Genomic DNA, 25,255 nt, shown 5'->3' with positions numbered 1-25,255 from the left:
GATCAATTTTAGGTAAACTAACACATCTATTTCTTCCTTAATTAGTTCACTATCAAAAAGATTTAATCACATTGGTTGCAGGGTAAATATTTTAATTTTAATTCACAGATTTAAAATCCAATTATTATTAAATTTAATATTAATATTTCGATAATAAAAAATAAATTCCCTACTCGCACCGTCGCTAATTTATGCTAAAATCGAGAAACATTTACAAGCTCACTTAACATAAGGACGTAACGCAATGCATATCGGTATACCTAAAGAACGGTTAGCCAATGAAGCAAGAGTTGCTGCTACACCACAAACTGTTGGACAACTGTTAAAACTTGGTTTTACAGTTTCAGTTGAACAAGGTGCTGGACATGCTGCTCATTTCGAAGACCAAGCTTTCATTGATGCTGGAGCCACCATTCAAAATACTCAAGATATTTGGCAAAATGACTTAATTCTTAAATTTCACGCACCAACTGATGAAGAAATCGCGTTGATGAAAGAAGGATCAACTCTCATTAGCTATATTTATCCTGCTCAGCATAAAGAGTTATTGGAAAAACTTGCTGCCAAAAACATAACAGTCATGGCAATGGATTGTGTGCCACGTATTTCACGAGCACAATCACTTGATGCATTAAGTTCAATGTCTAACATCGCTGGTTATCGTTCAGTTATTGAAGCGGCAAATCAATTTGGTCGTTTTTTTACTGGTCAAGTTACCGCTGCAGGTAAAGTCCCACCAGCAAAAGTTTTAGTCATTGGTGCCGGTGTTGCCGGTCTTGCTGCAATCGGTGCAGCGGTGAGTTTAGGTGCAATTGTTCGGGCATTTGATACTCGCCCTGAAGTTGCCGAACAAATTAATAGTATGGGCGCTGATTTTTTAGAATTAGATTTTGAAGAAGAAGCCGGTTCAGGCGACGGCTATGCAAAACAAATGTCAGCAGCTTTTATTGAAGCTGAAATGGCTTTATTTGCTGAACAAGCCAAAGAGGTGGATATCATCATCACAACCGCTCTTATCCCCGGTAAACCTGCGCCGAAGTTGATTTCTAAAGAAATGGTAGAATCAATGAAACCAGGTAGTGTGATTGTAGATTTAGCGGCACTAACAGGTGGTAACTGCGAATTAACCAAACCAGGTAAAGTTTTTGAAACCAATAATAACGTTAAAATCGTTGGTTATACTGATTTAGCTAATCGTATGCCTGCACAAGCCTCACAGCTTTATGGTACGAATATTGTTAATTTACTAAAACTGCTTGCTAAAGAGAAAGACGGCAATATTGATATCAACTTTGATGATGTTGTTATTCGTGGTGTGACAGTGGTTAAAGATAAAGAAATCACTTGGCCTGCACCACCAATACAAGTGTCGGCTCAACCGCAGCAAAAAGCGACAACGCCTGTTGTAAAACCCGAACCGAAACAAATAACACCACAAAAGAAATTTGGAATTCTGGCTCTGTTAATCATCGCCTATTTTTGGATTGCTAATTCAGTTCCGGAAAGCTTTTTAGGGCATTTTACTGTTTTTGCCTTATCCTGTGTTGTGGGTTATTACGTTGTTTGGAATGTCACCCACTCTTTACATACACCGCTTATGTCTGTAACAAATGCGATTTCAGGCATTATTTTAGTCGGTGCCATATTGCAAATTGGTGATGATAATGGTTTAACGACTGCCATTGCCTTTGTAGCTATTTTGATTGCTAGTATCAATATTTTTGGTGGATTCTTTGTTACTCAAAGAATGCTAAAAATGTTCCAACGTGGCAAATAGAGGGGAGTATCAATAATGTTCAGTAATGGAATTATTCAAGCAGCCTATGTGATTGCTGCATTACTTTTTATATTTAGTCTACGTGGACTTTCAAATCAAGAGACAGCTAAATCTGGTAATATTTACGGTATGATCGGCATGGCTATTGCACTTATTGCTGCCGTTGCAAGTATTAAAGGTGGATTGCATTGGATCATTATTGCCATGATTCTGGGTGCTGCTATTGGTTTATACCTAGCCAAAAAAGTCGAAATGACGCAAATGCCTGAACTGGTGGCATTACTTCATAGCTTTGTTGGGATGGCAGCAGTACTTGTTGGTTTAAATAGCTTTTTAGATTTAAATAGTGCAATACTGATATACCATAGTAGTGAAATGACCGTCCATTTAGTCGAGATTTTTGTCGGTGTCTTTATTGGTGCAGTAACATTCTCAGGTTCTATTGTCGCATTTGGCAAACTTAATGGACGCATTAGCTCAAAACCGTTATCTATTCCAAATAAACATTATTGGAATTTAGCTGCAATTGTTGTCTCAATCATTTTAATGTTTACGTTCATTGAGCTAAAAACAGGCGCTGGCGCACTGGTCTGCTTACTTGCCATGACCATTATTGCATTCGTATTTGGCTTCCACCTTGTTGCATCTATCGGTGGTGCAGATATGCCTGTGGTTATTTCGATGTTAAACTCCTATTCAGGTTGGGCTGCCGCCGCTGCCGGATTTATGCTAAGTAATGATTTATTAATTGTTACCGGCGCATTAGTTGGTTCTTCAGGCGCCATTCTTTCTTATATTATGTGTAAAGCAATGAATCGCTCTTTCATTAGCGTTATTGCAGGCGGTTTTGGTACTGACGGTAGCTCAGCTAACACTACTGATGAAGAACAAGGTGAATATCGTGAAATGCAACCTGCTGAAGTTGCACAAACGTTAAAAGAAGCGCGTTCTGTCATTATTGTACCAGGTTATGGTATGGCGGTTGCGCAAGCACAAGGCGCTGTCAGCAATATTACAGAAAAACTACGTGGTATGGGAATTGAAGTAAGATTCGGGATTCACCCCGTTGCAGGACGTTTACCAGGTCACATGAATGTATTATTAGCAGAAGCTAAAGTCCCTTATGATATCGTACTAGAAATGGACGAAATCAATGATGATTTTCCTGATACAGATGTTGTTTGGGTCATTGGTGCAAATGATACGGTTAACCCTGCGGCAGAAGAAGATCCAAATAGCCCTATCGCAGGCATGCCTGTACTTGAAGTTTGGAAAGCGAAAACGGTGATTATTTCTAAACGTTCAATGAATACGGGTTATGCAGGCGTACAAAACCCACTATTTTTTAAAGAAAATAGCTATATGTTATTTGGCGATGCGAAAGATAGTGTTGAAAAAGTATTACAGAATCTGTAATGATTATTGATTAAATCATTTTATTTAACTGCGGTTTAAACCGCAGTTTTTTTATAACCAAATTATAGGTTTTATTAAATAAAAAAATTAAATTAGCGATTTTCGAGTTTAATTTGTTCTTTATGATAAAGATAATAGGCGCCACGTGAAACCATACGAAGTTGAAATATCAGATCTTCGATGAGTTCCTGACGTTGAACGATATCAAAATCAATTGCTTCCGCACCCGCATTAAATGCAATGGTTACCATTGCCTCTGCTTGAGCTTCATTATAGTAATGGGGCATGTTATTGGCATTATCAAGATAATCAACCAGTTCAACAATAAAATGTTGTATTTCGCGAGCGATAGCGGAGCGAAAAGCTGATGAGGTTCCGGCTTTTTCACGTAGTAATAATAAAAAAACTTTCGGATTTTTATCAATAAACTCAATAAAAGTTGTGACAGAGGTGCGTAAGACACTGCCTCCTTTCTCAATACGTTTTCGAGCTTGACGTAATAATTGACGAAGCGTTAGACCACTTTCGTCAACCATTGCTAAACCTAACTCATCCATATCTCGAAAATGACGGTAAAAAGAGGTCGCTGCAATACCTGCTTCACGTGCAACTTCACGCAAACTTAAACTTGCAAAACCTTGCTCTGCGTTAAGTTGATTAAATGCTGCATCGATTAAGCTACGGCGTGTTTTTTCTTTTTGTTTTGCACGCACGCCACCAGATTTGCTATTTTTCATTTTTATTTTTAATAACTTTAAATAAATTGATTTGTTCTAAAATAATTATTTCGCCACGTTAAGTAATTTTTCTTTTTCAGCAAATACTTTTGGCATATGATCACGAATTGTTTTAGCAATGGTTTCATAACGAGACCGTAATGGTGAACCTGGTCGATAAATCAGCTCAATACTTCGTGAAGGAACAGGATCAGTACAAGGGATATAACAAATATTATCACGAGTTCGCTCGTTTGGCGCGGCTAACTCAGGAAATAAAGTAATTCCACGACCGGCTGAAATCATACTGCGTAAAGTCTCAAGACTTGTTGCTTTAAATTGCTTGTCTTCGTCGATTCCAACTTGGAAACAATAACCCATAGCGTGTTCACGTAGACAGTGTCCGTCTTCTAACATGAGGAATTTTTGCCCTTTCAAATCTGAAAGTTTGATGGTTTTTTGATTAGCTAAATCGCTATTTGTAGGTACAGCTAAGAACATTGGTTCATCAAATAAAGGTAATTCAATAAATTGCGCTGTCTCTTTAACTTGAGCAACAATCGCACAATCAAGTTTACCACTTTCAAGTTGTGCAACAATATTGGCCGTTTGAGCTTCGTGCAAATAAAGTTCTAATTGAGGAAAAGATTCATGTAAAACCGTGATGACATGAGGCAATAAATAAGGTGCAATGGTGGGAATTAAACCAATATGCATTGGCCCTGACATCTCTTCACCTTGGCGGCTTGCCATCTCTTTCAAAATTTGGATATTACGTAATATCTCTTTGGCTTGTTCTACAAGCATCATGCCAGTTTGAGTAAATAAAACCTTGCGACTAGTGCGTTCTAACAACATTACGCCAAGTTCATCTTCCAATTTTCTGATCTGTCCACTTAAGGTTGGTTGACTTACATTACAAGCATCAGCTGCTTTACGAAAATGCCGGAATTCAGCTAAAGAAACAAAATATTCTAAATCACGAATATTCATAATGCCCCCGATAAGTTATCAGTTAATAGTATATACTCAAGTGATTTTGGGAACTTAATTGCAGTATAAAAATTAACGGTAAAAATGTCTTGTAATCATGTTTTAACGTTGTGTCTGTTGCTGGAAATTATTGTTTCCCTACAATTAACTCAAAAAAATTCAAGTATAAGTTTAAATAATTATAATCAGTTCCATGATATTACATAGATACAAACGAAATTAAATAAGTCGTTTTGATTGAACGATATTACTATATTGTACTATATAAATAAATGTTATTTTTGATAATTGTATTTAAAAAAATCAGATAGAAAAATCATTGACTGTTTTACGACGACTTATTCAAGGAGTTTAATGATTACTTAATAGTTATTGGTTTGAGCCGTGGAAAGTTAAATTCAATTAGGCTATAATTCGGCATTATATTTGGTTTACAATTTATAACAAATTTTGAGGTGCGCTATTTTTAAACAAGTTTCCCGCTTTTATCGTAAAATGTTTTGCCATGATAAACACCCTGAATCACATTATGTGTCCATTCCTCGTAATGAACATAATATCTCTCGCAAAGAGATAAGTGAAAATGCGCTTAAAGTACTTCATCGATTAAATAAACAAGGGTATGAGGCTTATTTAGTTGGAGGGTGTATTCGGGATCTTCTTTTAGGCAAAAAGCCAAAAGACTTTGATATTACAACCAATGCGACACCAGAACAAATACAAAAGATTTTCCGTAATTGCCGTTTAGTTGGCAGACGTTTTAGACTTGCCCATATTATGTTTGGTAAAGAAATTATTGAAGTGGCAACTTTCCGTGGTGAACATGATAATCAATTGGATCAAACCAATATGTCTAGACGTTCGCAATCCGGAATGTTATTACGCGATAATGTGTACGGAACCATAGAGCAAGATGCTATCCGTCGGGATTTCACCATAAATGCACTGTATTACAGTTTAAAAGACTTTAGCTTACGTGATTATTGTGGCGGTATTGCAGATTTACAAAAAGGTCTAATTCGCTTAATCGGCGATCCTCAAGTACGCTACCGAGAAGATCCGGTCAGGATGTTAAGAACGGTACGCTTTGCCGCTAAATTGGATATGGAAATTGAAGCACAAACAGCAAAACCCATTAAGCACCTAGCACCATTATTGAAAAATATTCCAGCTGCTCGACTTTTTGATGAGTCGCTCAAACTTTTACAAACGGGAAATGGTTACGCAACTTATAAATTATTAAAAGAATATCATCTTTTTGAACAACTTTTTCCAGCTATTAACCGATTGTTCACAAATAATCAAAATAGCTTTTTAGAAAAAATCATTGAGCAAGTTCTTAAAAATACCGATTATCGCATTGCTAATAATAAAAGGGTTAATCCGGCATTTTTGTTTGCTGCATTTTTTTGGTACCCAATTATTGAGCAAACACAATTAACTTGTATTGAAGGTGGTTTGCAATTTCACGACGCTTTTTCTGTTGCTATCAACGATGTTCTTGCTGAACAATGTAAAGTGCTTGCCATCCCTCGACGGTTAACCTCTATTATGGGCGATATATGGCGTTTACAGCTACGCATGAAGAAAAGAGAAGGCAAACGAGCATTTGCAATTTTAGAAAATCCTAAGTTTCGTGCTGCTTATGATCTTCTTGAAATGCGAGCATCAATTGAAAAAGGCGAATTACTTGAACTGGCTAAATGGTGGGATGAATTTCAATTTACATCGCCTGAAAAACGAGTAATCATGGTCAAACAACTCAATAAAACATTTAAACGCAAAGGAAAACGTTAATTTTTCATTCGCACTTTTATAAATAACCGTTATAATGTGTTAATTATAAAAAACATAATTAATTTTAATCATTGATGAAAAAATTAACGCCATCACTAATCACATTAACCATAGTTTTTTCCTTATATAACAATGTTTGTTATGCTATTGCTTTGCCAAAATCTGATAGCAATAACGCTCAATGTCTAAATAATGTGCCTAGATTTGATCGACCATTAGTCAATGGTAATATCAATACATTACCGGTTAATGCTGAATCAAACGAATTTGAAGCTAATTACCCAAATACAGCCACTTATAAGGGTAATGTATCAATTGAACAAGGCAATCGGGTTATAAAAGCCGATAAAGTGACAATAAACTCACAAAATAATACCCAAACAGTCACCCTCGATGGCAGTATCAATTATCAAGATAATTTAATTCAAATGAAAGGCGATCATGCATCGATGAATCTTAATAATAACGATACTGCAATAACATCAAGTAAATACCATTTGGTAAATCGCCTTGGTCGTGGTCAAGCCGATGAAATCAAACTTGAGAATAATCGTTATGTGATCTTGAAAAATGGTAGTTTTACGTCTTGTCCTATTGATAACAATACTTGGAGTATCAAGGGTACAACCGTAATTCATGACAACAAAGAAGAATTGCTTGAAGTTTGGAATGCGGTTTTTCGAGTGGGAAAAGTACCTGTTTTATATTCACCTTATTTACAATTACCTACCGGAAATAAACGACGTTCAGGGTTATTAATGCCGAATCTTAGCTTTAATAACAAAGATGGCGTTGATTTTTCGCTACCTATTTATTGGAATATTGCACCTAACTATGATGCAACTTTTCAACCAAGAATCCTAGTAAAAAGAGGATTTCAATTAAAAACTGAGTTCCGTTATCTTAACGAACTTGGTGCGGGTACGCTTGCCTTTGATTGGCTACAACATGACAGTCAATATAATAAAGACCGTGATAATAAAGCCAATGGTATTAATTATGATGATAATCGTCAACGCTGGTTATTTTATTGGAAAAACGATGAACTGATTAATTACAATTGGCGACTAAAAATTAATGCTACACGTGTCAGTGATAACCAATATCTTTCGGATTTAGATTCCGATTATGTTTCATCAACTGCGGGTTACCTTTCTCAGCTTTATCAGTTGGGTTATAACGACGAAAATTGGGACATTACATTAAGCCAATTAAACTTTCAGACTTTCCGTACTAATTTAAAAGATAATCTTTATCAAACTCAACCTCAGTTAGATATTACCTATTACAATTATGATTTCGGGCCATTTAAATTTAAAAACTATGCGCAAATCAGTCATTTTGTAAGTAAAGGAAAAAATGAACCTAAAACTTGGCGTACTCACATCGAACCAACATTAAACTATACGTTAACTAATTCTTGGTCTTCGATATCAACTGAAGCTGGTTTTATGGCCACTTATTACAATCAAGATTTACCAAGTAATAGTAACCGTTTCAAAAATCTTGATAAAAATGTCAGTCGATTTATACCCAAAATATCGGTTGATGGTAAAATTATTTTTGAACGAGATACAACCCTTATTGAGGGTTATACCCAAACATTAGAGCCACGTGTAAAATACATTTATATACCTTATAAGAAACAATCAAATATATTAAATTATGATTCGACCTTACTCCAATCAGACTATATTGGATTATTTAGGGATCAACCTTATAGCGGTCTAGACCGAATTCCATCTACTAATAAAATTTCAACCGGTATAACAACACGTTTCTATGATATAAATAAAGTTGAACGATTCAATTTTTCGATTGGGCAAACCACGTATTTTACTAAATCAAGAACCAGTGAAAACAATACCAAATTGGATAGAAACTCTGATACGGGTAGTATAACTTGGGCAGCAGACAACTTTTGGCAAATTTCAGATGAAATTGTATTTAGAGGTGGGGTGCAATATGATACTCGCCTTGATGCAATATCATTAGCCAACAGTATTTTTGAATATCGTCCTTCGAGTAATAAATTAATTCAATTATCATACCGTTATGCAAATCATAAATACATCGATACGGTTGATTTAAACTCGATTTATAATAACTATAAGCAAAATATTTCTCAAACTGGTATTATGACTACTTGGCCACTCTCTGAAACAGTTTCAGCAGTTGGATCGTATTATCATGATGTCAAAAAAGGACAAATGGTCGATGGGTTTGTTGGATTACATTACAGCGACTGTTGTTGGGGGATGACAGTGCAATATGGACGAAAACTAACTGATTGGAATATCGATACGCATAAAAGTAAATATGAAAATAAATTGTCTTTAAACTTTGAATTACAAGGATTTGGACGCCGAAGTGACGCAAAAGCAAAAATGTTAAATTACGGCAAACTTCCTTATGTCTCAGCGTTTGAATAAATTGTTCAAAAAAACATAATCAATTAATTTATTACTATAGCAATGACACTATAGCAAAAAAATGAGTTAAAAATATGAAATTATTAAAACTAATTATTGCGTTAAATTTAAGTTTAAGTATTGGTTTGCTTAATCCTTTAACAGCAAATGCTGCGCCACGCGTTATTGAGCAGGTTGCTGCTGTTGTCAATAATAACGTCATTTTAGAAAGTGATGTTCAAGAAATGCTTAAAACCATTAAAGCAAGCACAAATCCTAACAATTTACCGAATGATAAAATACTTCGTCAACAAATCATTGATCGTTTAATTGTTGAAAACTTAATATTACAAAAAGCAGCTAAAGCTAAAATTACAGTCAATGATGATGAAGTAACTAAAGCAATAGCTCAGATTGCAAGTGAAAATGGCATGACCGTCAATCAATTACGCAGTAAGTTATCAACGATGGGAATTAGTTATTCAGCTTATCGTGAACGTATTCATAACGATATGCTAATTGATCAAACCCGTATGAATGAAGTTAGACATCGTATCAATATTTCTGACAAAGAAGTGGAAAATCTATCAAAAAGTTTGACCAAACAACTCACGAATAATTTAAGCGTAAAGATTAGTCACATTTTAATTGCTATTCCTGAGAAAGCGTCTAAACAACAAGTTGATGTTGCAACCGAAAAAGCACGGGATGTAATCAATCGAGCTAAAAAAGGCGAAAATTTTGCTAAACTGGCTGCCTCATATTCAAACGATGATCTTGCCTTAAAAGGCGGTAACATGGGGTGGCGTAAACTCAACGAGCTACCAACGATATTTGAAGAACGTTTAGTTCGTGCACCTAAGGATAGCATCATAGGACCAATTCGTTCTGGGGTAGGATTACATATTTTAAAAGTTGATGATACTCGCACTGAAAAACCAAAAGCAATTACTGTTCAAGAAGTGGATGCTCGTCATATTTTGATTAAAACAAATGTCCTTGTTACAGACCAAATAGCTAAACAGAAATTAACAGACATTCGAAAAGCAATCGTGAGTGGTGCTACCACTTTTGAAGCAGCAGCGAAAGCGTATTCTGAAGATCCCGGTTCAGCCGATAACGGCGGTAATTTAGGTTGGAGTATGCCAGAACGTTATGATACCGGCTTTAAAAATGGATTACTTAAACTTAAAAAAGGTGAAATCAGTCAGCCTGTTCAATCTGCTTATGGTTGGCATTTAATTCAGCTACTCGATACCAGAAAGGCAGACAAAACCGAATCAGCAAAACAAGATCATGCTTATCGACTTATATTTAATCGTAAATTTGCTGAAGAATCTCAAATCTGGATTCAAGAGTTAAAAGGTGACGCATATATCAAAATCAAAGGTGTAGATGATAATGAATAATCGAGTTCACCAAGGACATTTTGCCCGTAAACGTTTTGGGCAAAACTTTTTACATGATGATTATATTATTGAAAGTATTGTTGCCGCAATTCAACCTAATAAAGATCAGGCACTTGTTGAAATTGGGCCTGGTCTTGCAGCACTAACTATACCCGTGAGTAAACTTGTCGATCACCTTACTGTCATAGAAATTGACCGTGATTTGGCGGAAAGACTAAAACAAAATCCTTTATTAACTGACAAGTTGACCGTAATCGAACAAGATGCACTTAATTATGACTTTAATATACTTGCAACTGAATTAGGTAAACCATTACGCGTGTTTGGTAATTTACCTTATAATATTTCCACACCTTTAATGTTTCACCTTTTTGAATTTGCAAATATCATCACTGATATGCATTTTATGCTACAAAAAGAGGTGGTTACACGCTTGGTCGCAGCGCCGAATAGCAAAGATTATGGTAGATTGAGTGTTATGGCACAATACTATTGCCAAATCATTCCCGTTTTAGAAGTTCCTCCGAGTGCTTTTAAACCTGCGCCTAAAGTTGATTCGGCGGTAGTTAAATTAATCCCTTATAAGCAAAAACCTTACTTAGTTAATGATGTTAAGATACTTTCTCGATTAACTACTGAAGCCTTTAACCAAAGGCGTAAAACGATTCGTAATAGCTTATCCAATATGTTCTCTGTAGAACAACTCATTGAATTAGATATTGATCCAACGCTACGAGCTGAAAATTTAACTGTGCAGCAATATTGCCAGCTTGCCAACGCATGGAAATGATGTCATGGCAAACTTACTTATCGGTGATATTCATGGTTGTTATGATGAGTTTATGCGATTGCTTGAAAAAGCTGGATTTTCCTCAACCGATACGTTATGGCTAACAGGTGATCTTGTAGCACGAGGCCCTAAATCATTAGAAGTTTTAAGATTTGTCAAAACGAATACCAGCCAAATTCGGCTGGTATTAGGTAATCATGATCTTCATTTGTTATCAGTTTATGCTAATGTTACGCCGCCTAAAAAGAAAGATAATCTTGAAGAGGTGATCAATGCACCAGACTATGATGAATTGATGAATTGGTTACGTAAACAGCCTTTAGTTCAAATTGATGAAAAGTTAAAAATCATTATGACCCATGCAGGTGTCTCACCGCAGTGGGATATGGAAACATTAAAAAAATGTGCTGATGATCTCAATAAAATATTATCTAGCGATTCTTATCCCCTCTTTCTTGACAAAATGTATGGAAACTTTCCGGATGAATGGTCATCGGATTTACAAGGTTTTGATCGTCTACGTTATGCCACCAATGCGTTAACACGTATGCGATTTTGTTATGATGATGGTCGACTTGATTTTTATTATAAAAAACCACCTGAGCAAGCGCCAACAAAACTTAAACCTTGGTTTTTAATTCCTAGTCAAATACCGCCTGAATATAGTATCGTTTTTGGACATTGGGCGGCACTGAATGGTAAAGGTACGCCAGAAAATATTTTTGCACTTGATACGGGATGTTGTTGGGGTGGAAAATTAACTTGTTTAAGATTTGAAGATAAGAAGTATTTTAAAAAAAGAAATATTGAAGCTAAAAAATTAGATAAATCATTATGAAAGGGTCATTTACTATGTCTGTTTTATCCGTCATTAAATCCATATGGAAAGTTATCAATTTCCTAAGAGAGCTTTTTTTTAACATTATATTCTTGATTGCCATATTACTCATTTCAAGTTTTATTGCATTATTTAAAGAATCACAAAGTTTAGACGACGTTCCACAAAATGGCACATTAGTTTTAGATCTTGAAGGTGTTATTGTTGATAGCACACTTTATAATGATGATATTTATCATTTACAAAACAAGATATATGGAAAACGAGTAAATCTTGCTCGAGAAAACAGTTTATTTGAATTAACACAAAAGATAGATCAAGCTGCCGCAGATCCAAATATTGAAAATATGGTATTAAGATTAGATAATTTTGTTGGGGCAGATTTGAGTTCACTACAATATATAGGTAAATATCTCACTAAATTTAAAAAGGCGAATAAACCCATTTATGCCTCAGGCACAAACTTTAATCAAAGCCAATATTATTTAGCAAGTTATGCTGATAAAATTTCTCTTACCCCGCAAGGTGCCATTAATGTCTATGGGCTTGCTGCTAATAACCTATACTACAAGACTTTACTGGATAATTTAAAAGTGAACACGCATGTTTTCCGTGTTGGTACTTACAAATCAGCTATCGAGCCTTTTATCCGTAATGATATGTCTGCTGAAGCAAAAGCGAATACCACAAGATGGTTAACATTGATGTGGAATAATTATTTAAATGATATTGCTTCCCAACGAAAACAAGCACCATCACAACTGGTTCCTAGTCCGGAAACCATGCTAACTAGATTGCACGAGGCTAATGGCAGCATGAGTCAGTATGCGTTATCAAATGGTTTAGTGGATTTCGTAAAATCGGATTACCTTTTTGAACAAGATTTTTATGAATTTGTTCTAAAAGGTAAAGATTTACCTGAAGTCAGTATTTATGACTACAAATTAAAAGATGATAAAAAACAGGATACTAATTCAGTTTCTAAACCGCTTATTTCTATAGTTTTTGTGAATGGTACGATTTCAGATGGTGAAAATGATAGCAATATCGCCGGCAGTCAAGAAATTGTTGATCAACTCAGAACAATTCGTGAAAATTTAACCGACAATAACATTCAAGCTGTTGTGTTAAGAGTCAATAGTCCTGGTGGCGGTGTAGAAGCATCAGAAGCCATTCGTAGCGAACTTGAAGCATTACATGAATATCAAATTCCTATTGTGGTTTCAATGGGTGGTATGGCTGCGTCAGGAGGATACTGGATTTCAACGGCATCGGATTATATTGTTGCTAGCCCTAATACGATAACTGGATCTATTGGTATTTTTGGTATGATTCCAACTTTTGAAAACTCGCTTTCTCATATAGGGGTTTATAGTGATGGCGTGTCAACTTCTCCATTGGCAAATAATAACTTTGCTAAAAACTTGCCTGAAGAGATGAATCAACTCATACAGATGAATATTGATAATGGTTATAGTACATTCATTTCTTTAGTGGCAAAATCACGTAAAATGACCACAGAAGCAGTGGATAAAATTGGTCAAGGCCAAGTTTGGCTAGGTGAAGAAGCCTTTAAAAATGGGTTAGTAGATAAACTAGGTGATTTTGATGATGCCATTGAAATCGCCGCAACGTTAGCTAATTTAACTGACTATCGAATTGATTGGCAAAAACCGGAAGTCAACTGGTTTAGCGCCTTTTATTCAGATATGATTGCTATGTTACCAAAATCAACGGCGGAAGTTTTATTTGAAAAACTTCCTGAAGTAAAACAAATTCGTGAACAAGTCTCTTTATGGGATAAATTTACCGATAAACAAAATCGCTATATTTATTGTCTGAATTGTGCTGATGTTAAATAACATCATCTTATGCCACCAAAATTTTGGTGGCATAATTTTATTTATTACCTTCCTGATAAAAGTATCGCATTTTATTCATCGCATCTTGAATGTATTGATAGTTTGGCGTTTGATCAACTTCATGATTTCGTGAATCCATATAATGGCTAATACCCATTCGATTAACAAAATAGATATTATCCAACGTTCGTACCGCATAAGAACTGTAATTTGACATTAACAACCAATTTCTATCTGTGATTGGACTAAATAAATCATACCCTGTTGAATAATCAGATATGTCATTTTGAACATGTAAATAATGTTTCATTAACGAAGGTACAACATCTTCATGACTTGTCAAACGTTGACTATTTTCCTGAAGAATTTTTAGATCTTTCGCTCCAATGATAATAAAAGGCACCTTAGTTTGTGCATCGGTATAATTCCCATTATGCCCCCAGAACCCTAGTCCATTATCATTAATTTCTTGAGAATGATCACCCGTAATAATTATTAATGTATTATTGAGTGTTCCCGATTTTTTTAGTTCATCATAAATATTTTGCATCAAATAATCATCATAATAGACACTCTGTTTATAACGATTAAGAATTGGCAGTGGGTTAGTATTATTATTCAAGGTGATATAATTTATATCGCCTACGGGTTTATACTTTACTTCAAAGTCATTCGGAAAATCATAACCATGAGGAGCATCATAAAATAAAAACGAAAAAGTCGGTTTAGAGGTATCCCGATTTTGATACCAAGCTAGCCAATCATTGGTCATCTGTTTATCACGATATGAAGGCGTACCATTTGGACTGCTAATTCTCAAATTTTTAATGGTTACAAATGCTGTGCGGTCAAATTCAGGAGACGAAACTTTAGCAGAGGTAAAAATACCAATATTATAATTTTGTTGCTGTAAAGTAGTAATAAAAAGTGAAGGAATACTATTACGCAAAAATGCATCCCAATAAGTACCAGGGATACCATAAAATAATCCGAAAATTCCAGTACGGGTTGCATTACCTGTTGAATAATGATTATCAAAAATGACACCATTATTTTGTTTAACAAATCGATAGGTATTGGGTGAATTATCTTCATTGAAAGTATCGTAACGCCATGAATCTAAGACAATAAACATAATATTCATTTTTTCTTTATTTTCAGGATCAATCACTAAACTATTTTTAGGATAATAGATATTTGCACTTGATTTGGTGTACTGATTAATCACTTTACGCTCCCCTGCTTTATCAAAAAAACCCATGATTTTTTTTGAAGTAAAGGGACGATAAAGAGGAAGATACTCTTTAACTACCATAATGGGTGAATAAGCATAATAGAAAGCCACCATATGGATTACATGACTAATTAACGCAGAACCCAATAACATGATTGTGGCTATAACAATCATTCGTGTCTTCTTTCGATGATCTTTTGATTTAGTCATCTTTTTATCTAAAAAACACAGAATAAGTAATTCGATACAAAATACTAAAGTGGCAAGTGCTAACATTACAATATAAGTAATAGTTGAAAAGTCTACCACTTGTCCAGAAAAGACTAATGAAAGAACCGATTGATTAATATGAAAGCGATATTGTTGAAAAACAATCGTATCACAAAATAATACTATCTGCGCTAAACTAACCAACAAAGCAGCAATAGTATTAAAATAACATTTTTTTAACCAAATTAAAGAAACGAGAATCAAAAAAATCAGAAGATATAATGAAAAAAAATGCCCTAGCACGGCAAAAAATGAAAAAAAACCACTTTGCCATGAAAACGTGATTCCTGGTATCAAAAAGTATCTGATTGCAATTATGGATGAGATAAAGGTATTGATTAAAATAAATGTATATAATTTTTTCATAATAATTGATTACTTTTAAAAATATTCAGCCATATATCAATTAGATAATACAGTAAGATATAATTAAAATTCCATTTACAGAAAAGTTGATGCTTAAAAGTTGGATTACAACGAGAGCAATAAGGGCTCAAAAGAGCCCTTACTATATGAATAAATTTGAAACTATCGACGATCAGCAAAAATTCTTAACAACAAAATAAACAAGTTGATAAAATCAAGATAAAGCGTTAATGCTCCAAGAATAACATAACGTCTAAACATATTTGGGTCATCTTGTGATATGTTTTCGCCTAATTCTTTTAATTTTTGAGTGTCATACGCTGTTAACCCTGCAAAAACAAAAACACCAATATAGGTTACTGCCCACATTAATGGTTCACTTTGTAAAAATATATTTACGATCGAAGCGATAATAATACCAACTAATCCCATAAATAGGAAACGCCCAAAACCGGATAAATCACGTTTTGTCGTATACCCATAAAATGCAAGTGCACCAAACATACCCGCAGTGATAAAGAAGACGCTTGCTATTGAAGATGAGGTATAAACAAGGAAATAAATAGAAAAAGTACAACCATTTAAGACTGAATATAACATAAATAATGTTGTCGCCGCTGCACCTGATAATCGGTTAATTAAACCAGAGATAACAAATACTAATCCAAGCTCAGCAATCAATAGAATCCACATTATGTTATATAATACTCGCATAAGTTGCACATTCGTTGATGCAAACCACGCGATCATTGCCGTTAAAAGCAAACCTACCGTCATCCAACCATAAACATGACTCATATATGTTTGCACACGGCTACCGGATTGTTCAATAATTGAACCATTAGGAGTATATCCTGCCATTCCTTACCTCTCATTAAAAATAAATTGACATAACATAGCTATTATATAGTAAATAGTAATTAATACCATTTTTTCAATGCATCAACATCAGATTTTTTTGCTTCAACCCAATTATTACCATCAATAGTATTTTCTTTTTTCCAAAATGGCGCTTCATTTTTTAATATATCCATAATAAACTCAGCTGCCGCAAATGCATCTGAACGATGTGCACTACTCACGCCCACAAATACAATTTTTTCATTGGTTTTAATATTACCCACTCGATGAATGACAGCGATTCGACTCAATTGCCAACGTTGTCGAGCTTGTACAATAATATTGCTCAATACCTTTTCTGTCATTCCCGCATAATGCTCCAAATAAAGTCCAATGGTTTTTTTTTCTGTACAACGAACTTTACCAATAAATGTTACCACCGCACCATCTTGTGGTAATTCAGAAAGCCAGCTAATAATGTCATTAGTATTAATCGATTCATCGTCAATTTTAATTATATCCATTTTATCCTCCCGTTACGGGCGGGAAAAATGCAATTTCATCGCCTGATTGAATAATATAGTTAACATCCGCAAATGTTTGATTCACTGCACATAATACTGTTTGTTCTTTTAATGCCAATGCCCACTTATCACCGCGTTGACTAAGATGATCAATAAGTTCGGAAATAGACCAGTGTTCGGCATTCAATTCAATAGTATCTATTCCAACTAACTCTCTGGTTTGAGCAAAAAAAATAATTTTATTCATGATGTTCTTTTTCTATGTTTGTGCAACAAAATCACCAGATTTTCCACCTGTTTTTGATAGCAACCTTACTTGTGTTATTACCATATCTTTTTGTACTGCTTTACACATATCATAAATAGTTAATGCGGCAACCGAGGCAGCAACCAGCGCTTCCATTTCAACGCCGGTTTGCCCATTTAATCGGCAAAAAGATTCAATTCTTATACAACTTCTATCAATATCTGCTTGAATATTGATTTCAATTTTAGTTAATAATAATGGATGACATAAAGGAATCAGTTCCCAAGTTTTTTTTGCTGCTTGAATTCCAGCAATTCGTGCTGTTGCAAACACATCCCCTTTTTGATGCTTTTCTTCTAGAATCATATTTAATGTTTTTTCACTCATTAAAATTATTGACTCTGCTTTCGCTTCTCGCGTTGTTATTTTTTTTTCTGAGACATCAACCATGTGCGCATCACCACGCTGATTAATATGTGAAAATAACTCTGACATCTTTTATCCCTTTCATAGTCATCAAAAATCCGATAAGATCAAGATAGCAAATTTTACAACTTGAAACCACTTTTCACATCTTAAAATTAGATTTCATGGTGTAGCTTTTGCGAGTTCATTTAATTTTACGTACAATACGAGTTTAATTTAACCATTGATGTGATTTTTCATGCTTATCGCTCATGTAGCTTTACCTGTACCATTACACCAACTTTATGATTATCAATTAACTATGCCTGCTCAAATTGGTATGCGGGTGAAGGTTCCTTTTGGTCATCGTGATGCAATAGGCATAATTGTTAATATCGATAAACATACCGATGTTGATATTAGTCATTTGAAATCCATAAAATCAATTGTTGATGAATCACCCATATTTAATGATTCAATATGGCAATTATTAAATTGGGCAGCAAGTTATTATCATTATCCAATAGGTGAGGTGTTATTTCATGCTTTACCCATTTTATTAAGACAAGGACGAGCAGCAAGTAAGGATGAAATTAAAAAATGGCAATTAACTGAGCTTGGTAAGCAGTTCAATATAGACTCAATGCCTCGTGCGACCAAACAAAAACAACTATTATTAGCATTAAAAAATGATACGCTACAAGAAACCGACTTTAATTCAGCTGTCTATCTTGCATTACAGAAAAAACAGTTAATAGAACAAGTCCGTTGTTTACCAGACAGTACTGAATGGCAAACTTGCTATTCAACAAATACAACTGCAATTGAACTCAATGCACAACAATCAAATGCCATTCAAAGCGTCAATAAACAGATTGATAATTTTAATGTGTTTCTTTTAGAGGGAGTGACCGGTTCAGGCAAAACTGAAGTCTATTTAAATATTTTATCTCACGTGTTATCAATGGGAAAACAAGCATTGGTATTAGTACCTGAAATCAGTCTTACACCACAAACCATTACCCGATTTAGACAACGTTTTAATGCACCGATTGACATTTTACACTCAGGATTAACGGTCAAAGAAAGACTGGGGGTATGGTTAAGAAGTCGTAATGGCGAAACAGCTATTGTCGTTGGAACACGCTCTTCACTTTTTACACCATTTAAAGAGTTAGGTATCATTATTATCGATGAAGAACATGATAGCTCTTATAAACAACAAGAAGGTTGGCGCTATCATGCTCGAGATTTAGCAATAATCCGAGCCAAAATTGAAAATGTTCCGATTTTGTTGGGTTCTGCAACGCCTTCACTTGAAACACTCAAAAATGCTATCTATCATAAATATCAGTTGCTCCAGCTTACTGAAAGAGCGGGTAATGCAACGCTGGCTAAACAGTCTATTTTAGATATTCGAGGTTTAACCCTCGATGCAGGATTATCACAGCCATTAATTGAGCAAATCCAGAAACACTTATCTGATAATAATCAAGTCATGCTCTTTTTAAACCGACGGGGTTTTTCACCATTACTGATCTGCCATGACTGTGGTTGGATTGCAGAATGTCCTCGTTGTGACAGACCCTATACTTATCATCACAAACAGCACAAATTGAGTTGTCACCATTGTGATACACCACGAGCTGTTCCTCAACAATGCCCTAAATGTGGATCGACTCACCTCGTGCCAATTGGATTTGGAACTGAACAGCTTGAAAAAAGACTCGAAGTTTTATTCCCCGATATTAAAATTAGTCGCATTGATCGCGATACAGTCAGTAAAAAAGGCGCATTGAATAATTATTTACATGATATTCAACAAGGCGGAGCTCATATCTTAGTTGGCACTCAAATTTTAGCGAAAGGCCATCATTTTCCAGATGTTACTTTAGTTGGAATTATCGATGTAGACGGAGCGCTATTTTCAAGTGATTTTAGAGCAACAGAACGATTTGCACAAATTTATACTCAAGTTTCTGGTCGGGCAGGTCGGGCAACTAAAGCTGGCGAAGTTATTTTGCAAACCTATCATCCAGATCACCCACTTCTTAATATTTTATTAAATGAGGGATATCAAAAATTTGCAAGCGTAACACTACACGAACGTCAATTAACACAGTTACCCCCTTTTAGCTATCAAGTATTGATCCGTGCAGCAGATCGTAATAATCATTATGCTCCCATTTTTTTACAAAAAATTCATGACTGGTTAAGAGCAAACTGTGATTTAGGTTTATGGCAACTTGGCCCGATGCCAGCAAATCAAGCCAAAAAAGCGGACTACCATCGGTGGCAATTACTTTTACAACATACTAATCGCAAATTGTTACAAGAAATATTGGATAAACTTATCCTTAACATTGAAAAGTGGGGAGAAAGTTCACGAGTACGTTGGAATATAGATGTCGATCCGGTAGATTATTAGGGTTAGGCATTTTCCACCAATATGAATTGGTGGAAAATAATATCACAATGCTATTTTCCCGATGTTTTTATCAAGAGTGGCTTGCCCGATACCAGAGACTTCTTTAAGTTGTTCAACCGATACAAATGGTCCAAATTTTTCACGATATTCAACAATTTTTTGAGCTTTACTTAATCCAATTCCTGTTAATATTTTTGTCAGTTCTTGCGCTGACGCAGTATTAATATTAACTTGAATGGTCTGCTTTTGTTCTTGCTTAACGGGTGATATTGGCGTTGGTTCCGCTAAACTGATTGATGAAAAGATAAAAGACGATAGTAAAATACCAAATAATGAAATTCGTTTCATATAATTAACCTCTAAAATAGTTACGCAATTAAATTTGCGTTAGCACTATCTCATTTAATTTAATGAAACGATTTAACTTGTTATAAAAATGAGAAAAGCCACACAAGTGGCTTTTAGTTTTAACAGTGTCTATATCAAATTTTCGATGTATATCACAAATTTGAGTTTGGCATAATTTCAATTTTTGCTTTAGAACGCATATCCGTAGCTAAAGAATTATAGGTATTTTGCAAATAATAACGCAGTAAATAAGATGAAACATCTTGCCACTCACCATCTTTAACTTGTGTTAATACCGTGATATAAGCATCATGTTTATTGATGTGTTCAACCCCATAGACACGTTTATCGGTTGCAGAAGGAACTAAATTAAACACCATATCAACCACTTTCCTATCAGGTTCATTAGAATCTCTTTTCAAGGTATAATTGGTAGAAAATTGTACTTGTTTTGATGTGCCTTTTACATTTAACTCTTTCACAATATCATCCACTGTTGATTTAAAACGACTATCAACAATATCATCATAAAGTTTTTGATGTATTTCGTTTTTTACCTCTTCAAATGAAGCAATTCCTTCAGGTTTATAATCGACAACTTGAATGATAAAATCTGACATGTCTAAATCTCGTCCTACAGGTATTATTTCTGAAATTTTACCCGTCACTTTATCATCAGCAATCATGTCGCTACTAAATATGACATCTCGTACTTCTGGATAACGAGCAATTGAACTTGCATCATTATAATAAGTCCAATCTGTTTCTTTAACGTCTAAACCAGCCTCTTTAGCTATCGCATCGAAATCGTTAGAATGGTTAACTAGCGCTGACTTCATTTTATCTTCAGCATTTTCAAAATGTTGTTGAATTTTATTTTCTTGAAGCTTGGTCTTAATTTGGTATTTTGCATAATCATAATCCATAGATTTAGCTTTTTGTAAATCATCTAGTTTGACAATGACATAACCACCTTCGACTTGTATTGGTTTAGAAACTTCACCAATATTATGTAAATTTGCCTCTTTAAAAGGTTGTGGTAAGTCATCATTATCAGCAAACCAACCTAGTGAACCATTTTTGCCATAAGGAGAAACATCTTCATTCTGATTAATATTCTTCAATACTGTTGAAAATTCGGTTCCCGATGATAGGTCTTTGACGATATCTTCAGCTTGATTATAGTCTTTTACAAAAATCACACTAAACGATTTTTTGGCAGGATAGGTATATTCCTTTAGGTTATCATTAAATTCTTTTTTAATGTCTTTATCATCAATACTGATAGTGTTTAGATAATCTTGCTTAGAATTTGCTATGTATTTAAATTTAACTCTTTCCTTTCTAAAAAAAGAATTTTTATGCTCATCATAGTATTTTTGCTCATCTTCAGTCGTAATATTGACATCATCCATTTTGACAATAGAAGAACTGATTGGCGCGGCATAAATAGTTCTTGTTTGATCAAGTAATTGTGAAAAATCAGAATCATTTGGTACAACAAAATCACTATAGATTAATGAACTGATAAGCTGTTGTCGCTGTGCAGCTGCTCTAATAGACTCCGCATAAGCCTCTGGTGTAAAGTTATTTGCCGCAAGAAGATTTAAATATTTTTGATTACTAAACTTTCCGTTTTCAAAAAATTCCTTTTGCTTGCTAATCATTTCTTTTAAACGATCGTCACTAATATTAAGGTTGAGCTCTTTAGATAATTGGTAAGCGAGATAGTTATTAATTTGATCAGCAAGAACATCTCGACGAATTTGTTTAATAAAAGTGCTATCACCCATCGCTCTTGATGATTCTGCACTAGCCTGAGCCTCAAATTGCGCTCGACTAATCCCTTCACCATCCACTTTCGCTATATATATTTGTTCATCACGTGCACTATTACCGCCACTGAACACGCCGGTAAAAATAAAACTTATAATAATTATAGCGAATATAATTTTAACAGCTACATGGTTTGCAGCTGCTCGGATTGTTTCCATCATTTCTAAAGATTCTCCATAAAACCAATAATTAATTTGGCAAGTATAGCATATTTACTAAAATAGGCTATTGTCAGAATGTTAAGCAAAAAAAAGATCAACATGCGTTGATCTTTTTAAAATTTAGATAATTAATTTAATCGAGCTGGCACTTCAACATTCCCTTTTACTTTTTTAATGGCCTTTTTAGTCGGTTGTTTTAAAGTAACTTTATTGGTAACAGGTTCCATTCCAAATGGGTTATTTTGAAGTGCAACGGTTATCACATCATCAATCCATTTTACAGGTATAATTTCAACTTCAGATTTAACATTGTCTGGGATGTCTTCCAGATCTTTGACATTATCCATTGGAATTAACACAGTTTTAATGCCACCACGATGTGCTGCAAGAAGCTTTTCTTTCAAACCACCAATTGGTAACACTTCTCCACGCAATGTGATCTCGCCTGTCATTGCAACATCAGAACGAACAGGATTACCCGTTAATGTTGATATTAATGAAGTACACATAGCAATGCCTGCACTTGGACCATCTTTTGGTGTCGCACCATCTGGCACGTGCACATGAATATCACGTTTTTCATAAAAATCACTATTGATACCCAATTTCTCCGCTCGAGAACGAACAACTGTTAATGCAGTTTGAATGGACTCTTGCATAACATCACCTAATGATCCAGTATAGGTAAGTTTTCCTTTACCTGGAACACTGACAGATTCAATAGTTAACAAATCACCACCGACCTCTGTCCAGGCAAGTCCAATAACTTGTCCTATTCGGTTTTCATTATCCGTTTTTCCATAATCGAAACGTTGCACGCCTAAGAACTCTGCTAAATTAGCTTGCGTGACTTTCACTTTTTTCAATTTACTATCTAGCGCTAATTGTTTAACAACTTTGCGACAAATTTTGGCTATTTCACGCTCTAAACTTCGCACACCTGCTTCACGAGTATAATAACGAATAATACCGATAATGGCAGAATCTTCAATGTCAATTTCTTTTGATTTTAAGCCATTATTTTCAATCTGTTTAGCAATTAGATGTTGTTTAGCAATATTCAATTTTTCGTCTTCTGTGTAACCAGAAAGTCGAATCACTTCCATTCTATCAAGTAATGGAGCAGGAATATTCATTGAATTTGCCGTTGCAACAAACATCACATCGGATAAATCATAGTCAACTTCCAAATAGTGATCACTAAATGCATTATTTTGCTCTGGGTCAAGAACTTCTAATAAGGCAGAAGCAGGATCTCCACGCATATCAGATGCCATTTTATCAATCTCATCTAATAAGAATAATGGATTTTTCACCCCAACTTTAACCATACGTTGAATTAATTTACCCGGCATAGAACCGATATAAGTACGTCGATGTCCACGTATTTCTGCTTCATCACGTACACCACCTAAAGCCATTCGGACATACTCTCGCCCTGTTGCTTTAGCTATTGACTGACCAAGCGAAGTTTTACCAACACCTGGTGGTCCAACTAAACATAAAATAGGACCTTTTACTTTATTGACTCGTCCTTGCACAGCTAAATACTCTAAAATTCGGTCTTTGACTCTCTCAAGTCCATAATGATCCTTATCTAGAATCTTTTGAGCGGCTTCAATATCTTTTTTCACTTTACTTCGTTTATGCCAAGGAACTTGTAACATCCAATCAATATAACCACGTACCACGGTCGCCTCCGCTGACATTGCTGGCATCATCTTAAGTTTATTAAGTTCAGCAATAGCTTTTTCTGTGGCTTCTTTTGGCATTTTTGCTTTAGTGATTTTGGTTTTTAACTCTTCAAACTCATCAGGTTTATTATCAATATCACCTAATTCTTTATGAATAGCTTTGATTTGTTCATTTAAGTAATATTCTTTCTGCGCTTTTTCCATTTGTTGTTTAACACGCTGACGAATATTTTTTTCAACTTGCAACAAATCGATTTCAGCTTCCATCATTGCAATAAGCAATTCGAAACGTTTTTCTAAATCAGCTGTGACTAGAATTTGTTGTTTCTGATCCACTTTCAAAAATAGCGTTGCCGCAATAGAATCTGATAATTGTGAAGGTTCTTTTATTAAACGAATTGAATCAACCACTTCTTGTGTGATTTTTTTGTTGAGTTTTGAATATTCTTCAAAATTAGATAATACAACGCGGACAAGCGCTTCATTGAGATCTTGAGCGCGTTTTTTCTCACTAAGTGGTTTAATATTAGCAATTAAAAAGTCATCATCATTTTGATCAACAATATCAACTATTTTAGCTCGCTCTACGCCTTCGACTAAAACTTTCACTGTGCCATCTGGCAATTGGAGTAATTGTAGAATATTTGCTATCGTGCCAATTTCATATAAATCTTCAATATCTGGATCATCTTGCGATGGATTTTTTTGGGTAACAAGAAAAACTTGCTTATCCATTTCCATTGCACTTTCAAGGCAACGTATAGATTTATTTCGTCCTACAAAGAGAGGGATCACCATGTGTGGGAACACAACAACATCACGTAATGGTAAAATAGGCATAATCATTGATTTAGTTTGTTTTGTTTTCATATTGTTCTCTCTGGTAATACAAA

19 protein-coding genes are annotated in these 25,255 nt (G+C 34.8%); 9 read left to right on the top strand and 10 right to left on the bottom strand.

Going from position 1 to position 25,255, the window contains the following annotated elements; translation table 11 throughout:
- Positions 1 to 244: 244 nt before the first annotated feature.
- A complete protein-coding gene (gene pntA, locus ACGH6P_RS00275) occupies positions 245 to 1,777 on the top strand; it encodes a Re/Si-specific NAD(P)(+) transhydrogenase subunit alpha (protein ID WP_267361366.1) in 1,533 nt (510 codons plus the stop codon).
- A 15-nt stretch (positions 1,778 to 1,792) separates the two neighbouring features.
- Positions 1,793 to 3,193 carry a Re/Si-specific NAD(P)(+) transhydrogenase subunit beta gene (gene pntB / locus ACGH6P_RS00270; RefSeq protein WP_267352382.1) on the top strand — a complete coding sequence of 467 codons (1,401 nt, stop codon included), beginning with the start codon at positions 1,793 to 1,795 and terminating at the stop codon, positions 3,191 to 3,193.
- A gap of 92 nt (positions 3,194 to 3,285) precedes the next feature.
- On the opposite strand, the gene fabR is transcribed toward pntB, so the two are convergent.
- Together fabR and oxyR are read right to left on the bottom strand one after the other, a co-directional pair.
- Positions 3,286 to 3,930 carry an HTH-type transcriptional repressor FabR gene (gene fabR / locus ACGH6P_RS00265; protein ID WP_267352383.1) on the bottom strand — a complete coding sequence of 215 codons (645 nt, stop codon included), beginning with the start codon at positions 3,928 to 3,930 and terminating at the stop codon, positions 3,286 to 3,288.
- Positions 3,931 to 3,975: 45 nt separating this feature from the next.
- Positions 3,976 to 4,902, bottom strand: coding sequence for a DNA-binding transcriptional regulator OxyR (oxyR, locus tag ACGH6P_RS00260; protein WP_267361364.1), 927 nt, complete (start codon positions 4,900 to 4,902; stop codon positions 3,976 to 3,978).
- 462 nt (positions 4,903 to 5,364) lie between these two features.
- Between oxyR and pcnB the strand changes: the two genes are divergently transcribed.
- The 6 genes from pcnB to sppA all read left to right on the top strand — a co-directional run bounded on the left by pcnB (position 5,365) and on the right by sppA (position 14,009).
- Complete coding sequence (gene pcnB / locus ACGH6P_RS00255) at positions 5,365 to 6,699, top strand: polynucleotide adenylyltransferase PcnB (protein ID WP_411589972.1); 1,335 nt, start codon at positions 5,365 to 5,367, stop codon at positions 6,697 to 6,699.
- A 74-nt stretch (positions 6,700 to 6,773) separates the two neighbouring features.
- Entirely contained in the window at positions 6,774 to 9,131 is a 2,358-nt protein-coding gene (lptD, locus tag ACGH6P_RS00250; RefSeq protein WP_267361362.1) for an LPS assembly protein LptD, read from the top strand.
- A 74-nt stretch (positions 9,132 to 9,205) separates the two neighbouring features.
- A complete protein-coding gene (surA, locus tag ACGH6P_RS00245) occupies positions 9,206 to 10,519 on the top strand; it encodes a peptidylprolyl isomerase SurA (RefSeq protein ID WP_267361360.1) in 1,314 nt (437 codons plus the stop codon).
- Positions 10,512 to 11,309, top strand: coding sequence for a 16S rRNA (adenine(1518)-N(6)/adenine(1519)-N(6))-dimethyltransferase RsmA (gene rsmA / locus ACGH6P_RS00240; protein ID WP_267361358.1), 798 nt, complete (start codon positions 10,512 to 10,514; stop codon positions 11,307 to 11,309). The genes surA and rsmA overlap by 8 nt, the downstream gene beginning before the upstream one ends.
- A gap of 4 nt (positions 11,310 to 11,313) precedes the next feature.
- The gene (gene apaH / locus ACGH6P_RS00235) at positions 11,314 to 12,147 is read left to right on the top strand and encodes a bis(5'-nucleosyl)-tetraphosphatase (symmetrical) ApaH (protein WP_267361356.1); all 834 of its coding nucleotides are present in this window, start codon (positions 11,314 to 11,316) and stop codon (positions 12,145 to 12,147) included.
- Between the two features lie 14 nt (positions 12,148 to 12,161).
- Positions 12,162 to 14,009 (top strand): signal peptide peptidase SppA, encoded by a 1,848-nt coding sequence (sppA, locus tag ACGH6P_RS00230; RefSeq protein WP_267361354.1) that lies wholly within the window; start codon positions 12,162 to 12,164, stop codon positions 14,007 to 14,009.
- A gap of 37 nt (positions 14,010 to 14,046) precedes the next feature.
- On the opposite strand, the gene ACGH6P_RS00225 is transcribed toward sppA, so the two are convergent.
- The 5 genes from ACGH6P_RS00225 to moaC all read right to left on the bottom strand — a co-directional run bounded on the left by ACGH6P_RS00225 (position 14,047) and on the right by moaC (position 17,985).
- Complete coding sequence (locus ACGH6P_RS00225; protein ID WP_267361352.1) at positions 14,047 to 15,879, bottom strand: sulfatase-like hydrolase/transferase; 1,833 nt, start codon at positions 15,877 to 15,879, stop codon at positions 14,047 to 14,049.
- Positions 15,880 to 16,041: 162 nt separating this feature from the next.
- Positions 16,042 to 16,740 carry a Bax inhibitor-1/YccA family protein gene (locus tag ACGH6P_RS00220; protein WP_267361350.1) on the bottom strand — a complete coding sequence of 233 codons (699 nt, stop codon included), beginning with the start codon at positions 16,738 to 16,740 and terminating at the stop codon, positions 16,042 to 16,044.
- A gap of 59 nt (positions 16,741 to 16,799) precedes the next feature.
- On the bottom strand, positions 16,800 to 17,243 hold the full coding sequence (moaE, locus tag ACGH6P_RS00215; RefSeq protein ID WP_267361348.1) for a molybdopterin synthase catalytic subunit MoaE: 444 nt from the start codon (positions 17,241 to 17,243) through the stop codon (positions 16,800 to 16,802).
- Between the two features lies 1 nt (position 17,244).
- The gene (gene moaD / locus ACGH6P_RS00210; protein ID WP_411596455.1) at positions 17,245 to 17,490 is read right to left on the bottom strand and encodes a molybdopterin synthase sulfur carrier subunit; all 246 of its coding nucleotides are present in this window, start codon (positions 17,488 to 17,490) and stop codon (positions 17,245 to 17,247) included.
- Between the two features lie 12 nt (positions 17,491 to 17,502).
- Entirely contained in the window at positions 17,503 to 17,985 is a 483-nt protein-coding gene (gene moaC, locus ACGH6P_RS00205) for a cyclic pyranopterin monophosphate synthase MoaC (RefSeq protein WP_267361344.1), read from the bottom strand.
- Positions 17,986 to 18,154: 169 nt separating this feature from the next.
- On the opposite strand from moaC, the gene priA reads away from it, so the two are divergent.
- Entirely contained in the window at positions 18,155 to 20,323 is a 2,169-nt protein-coding gene (priA, locus tag ACGH6P_RS00200; RefSeq protein WP_267361342.1) for a primosomal protein N', read from the top strand.
- Between the two features lie 42 nt (positions 20,324 to 20,365).
- Here the strand turns inward: priA and ACGH6P_RS00195 are convergent, their stop codons facing one another.
- From ACGH6P_RS00195 to lon, 3 genes are all read right to left on the bottom strand, one after another.
- Positions 20,366 to 20,671 (bottom strand): ComEA family DNA-binding protein, encoded by a 306-nt coding sequence (locus tag ACGH6P_RS00195; protein WP_267352397.1) that lies wholly within the window; start codon positions 20,669 to 20,671, stop codon positions 20,366 to 20,368.
- Positions 20,672 to 20,823: 152 nt separating this feature from the next.
- Positions 20,824 to 22,668: a SurA N-terminal domain-containing protein gene (locus ACGH6P_RS00190; protein ID WP_267361338.1), complete on the bottom strand. Its 1,845-nt coding sequence runs from the start codon at positions 22,666 to 22,668 to the stop codon at positions 20,824 to 20,826.
- A 128-nt stretch (positions 22,669 to 22,796) separates the two neighbouring features.
- Complete coding sequence (lon, locus tag ACGH6P_RS00185; protein ID WP_267361336.1) at positions 22,797 to 25,232, bottom strand: endopeptidase La; 2,436 nt, start codon at positions 25,230 to 25,232, stop codon at positions 22,797 to 22,799.
- Positions 25,233 to 25,255: the final 23 nt, after the last annotated feature.

Source organism: Gilliamella sp. CG25 (assembly GCF_046635705.1).
GTDB lineage: Bacteria > Pseudomonadota > Gammaproteobacteria > Enterobacterales > Orbaceae > Gilliamella > Gilliamella apicola_I.
The sequence above is the reverse complement of the archived record's forward strand: the minus strand, read 5'-3'. Positions and strand labels throughout refer to the sequence as shown.

Coding starts and splice junctions, on each gene's coding strand:
- pntA (WP_267361366.1), top strand. CDS start 245: ATGCATATCGGTATACCTAAAGAACGGTTAGCCAATGAAGCAAGAGTT.
- pntB (WP_267352382.1), top strand. CDS start 1,793: ATGTTCAGTAATGGAATTATTCAAGCAGCCTATGTGATTGCTGCATTA.
- fabR (WP_267352383.1), bottom strand. CDS start 3,930: ATGAAAAATAGCAAATCTGGTGGCGTGCGTGCAAAACAAAAAGAAAAA.
- oxyR (WP_267361364.1), bottom strand. CDS start 4,902: ATGAATATTCGTGATTTAGAATATTTTGTTTCTTTAGCTGAATTCCGG.
- lptD (WP_267361362.1), top strand. CDS start 6,774: ATGAAAAAATTAACGCCATCACTAATCACATTAACCATAGTTTTTTCC.
- surA (WP_267361360.1), top strand. CDS start 9,206: ATGAAATTATTAAAACTAATTATTGCGTTAAATTTAAGTTTAAGTATT.
- rsmA (WP_267361358.1), top strand. CDS start 10,512: ATGAATAATCGAGTTCACCAAGGACATTTTGCCCGTAAACGTTTTGGG.
- apaH (WP_267361356.1), top strand. CDS start 11,314: ATGGCAAACTTACTTATCGGTGATATTCATGGTTGTTATGATGAGTTT.
- sppA (WP_267361354.1), top strand. CDS start 12,162: ATGTCTGTTTTATCCGTCATTAAATCCATATGGAAAGTTATCAATTTC.
- ACGH6P_RS00225 (WP_267361352.1), bottom strand. CDS start 15,879: ATGAAAAAATTATATACATTTATTTTAATCAATACCTTTATCTCATCC.
- ACGH6P_RS00220 (WP_267361350.1), bottom strand. CDS start 16,740: ATGGCAGGATATACTCCTAATGGTTCAATTATTGAACAATCCGGTAGC.
- moaE (WP_267361348.1), bottom strand. CDS start 17,243: ATGGATATAATTAAAATTGACGATGAATCGATTAATACTAATGACATT.
- moaD (WP_411596455.1), bottom strand. CDS start 17,490: ATGAATAAAATTATTTTTTTTGCTCAAACCAGAGAGTTAGTTGGAATA.
- moaC (WP_267361344.1), bottom strand. CDS start 17,985: ATGTCAGAGTTATTTTCACATATTAATCAGCGTGGTGATGCGCACATG.
- priA (WP_267361342.1), top strand. CDS start 18,155: ATGCTTATCGCTCATGTAGCTTTACCTGTACCATTACACCAACTTTAT.
- ACGH6P_RS00195 (WP_267352397.1), bottom strand. CDS start 20,671: ATGAAACGAATTTCATTATTTGGTATTTTACTATCGTCTTTTATCTTT.
- ACGH6P_RS00190 (WP_267361338.1), bottom strand. CDS start 22,668: ATGATGGAAACAATCCGAGCAGCTGCAAACCATGTAGCTGTTAAAATT.
- lon (WP_267361336.1), bottom strand. CDS start 25,232: ATGAAAACAAAACAAACTAAATCAATGATTATGCCTATTTTACCATTA.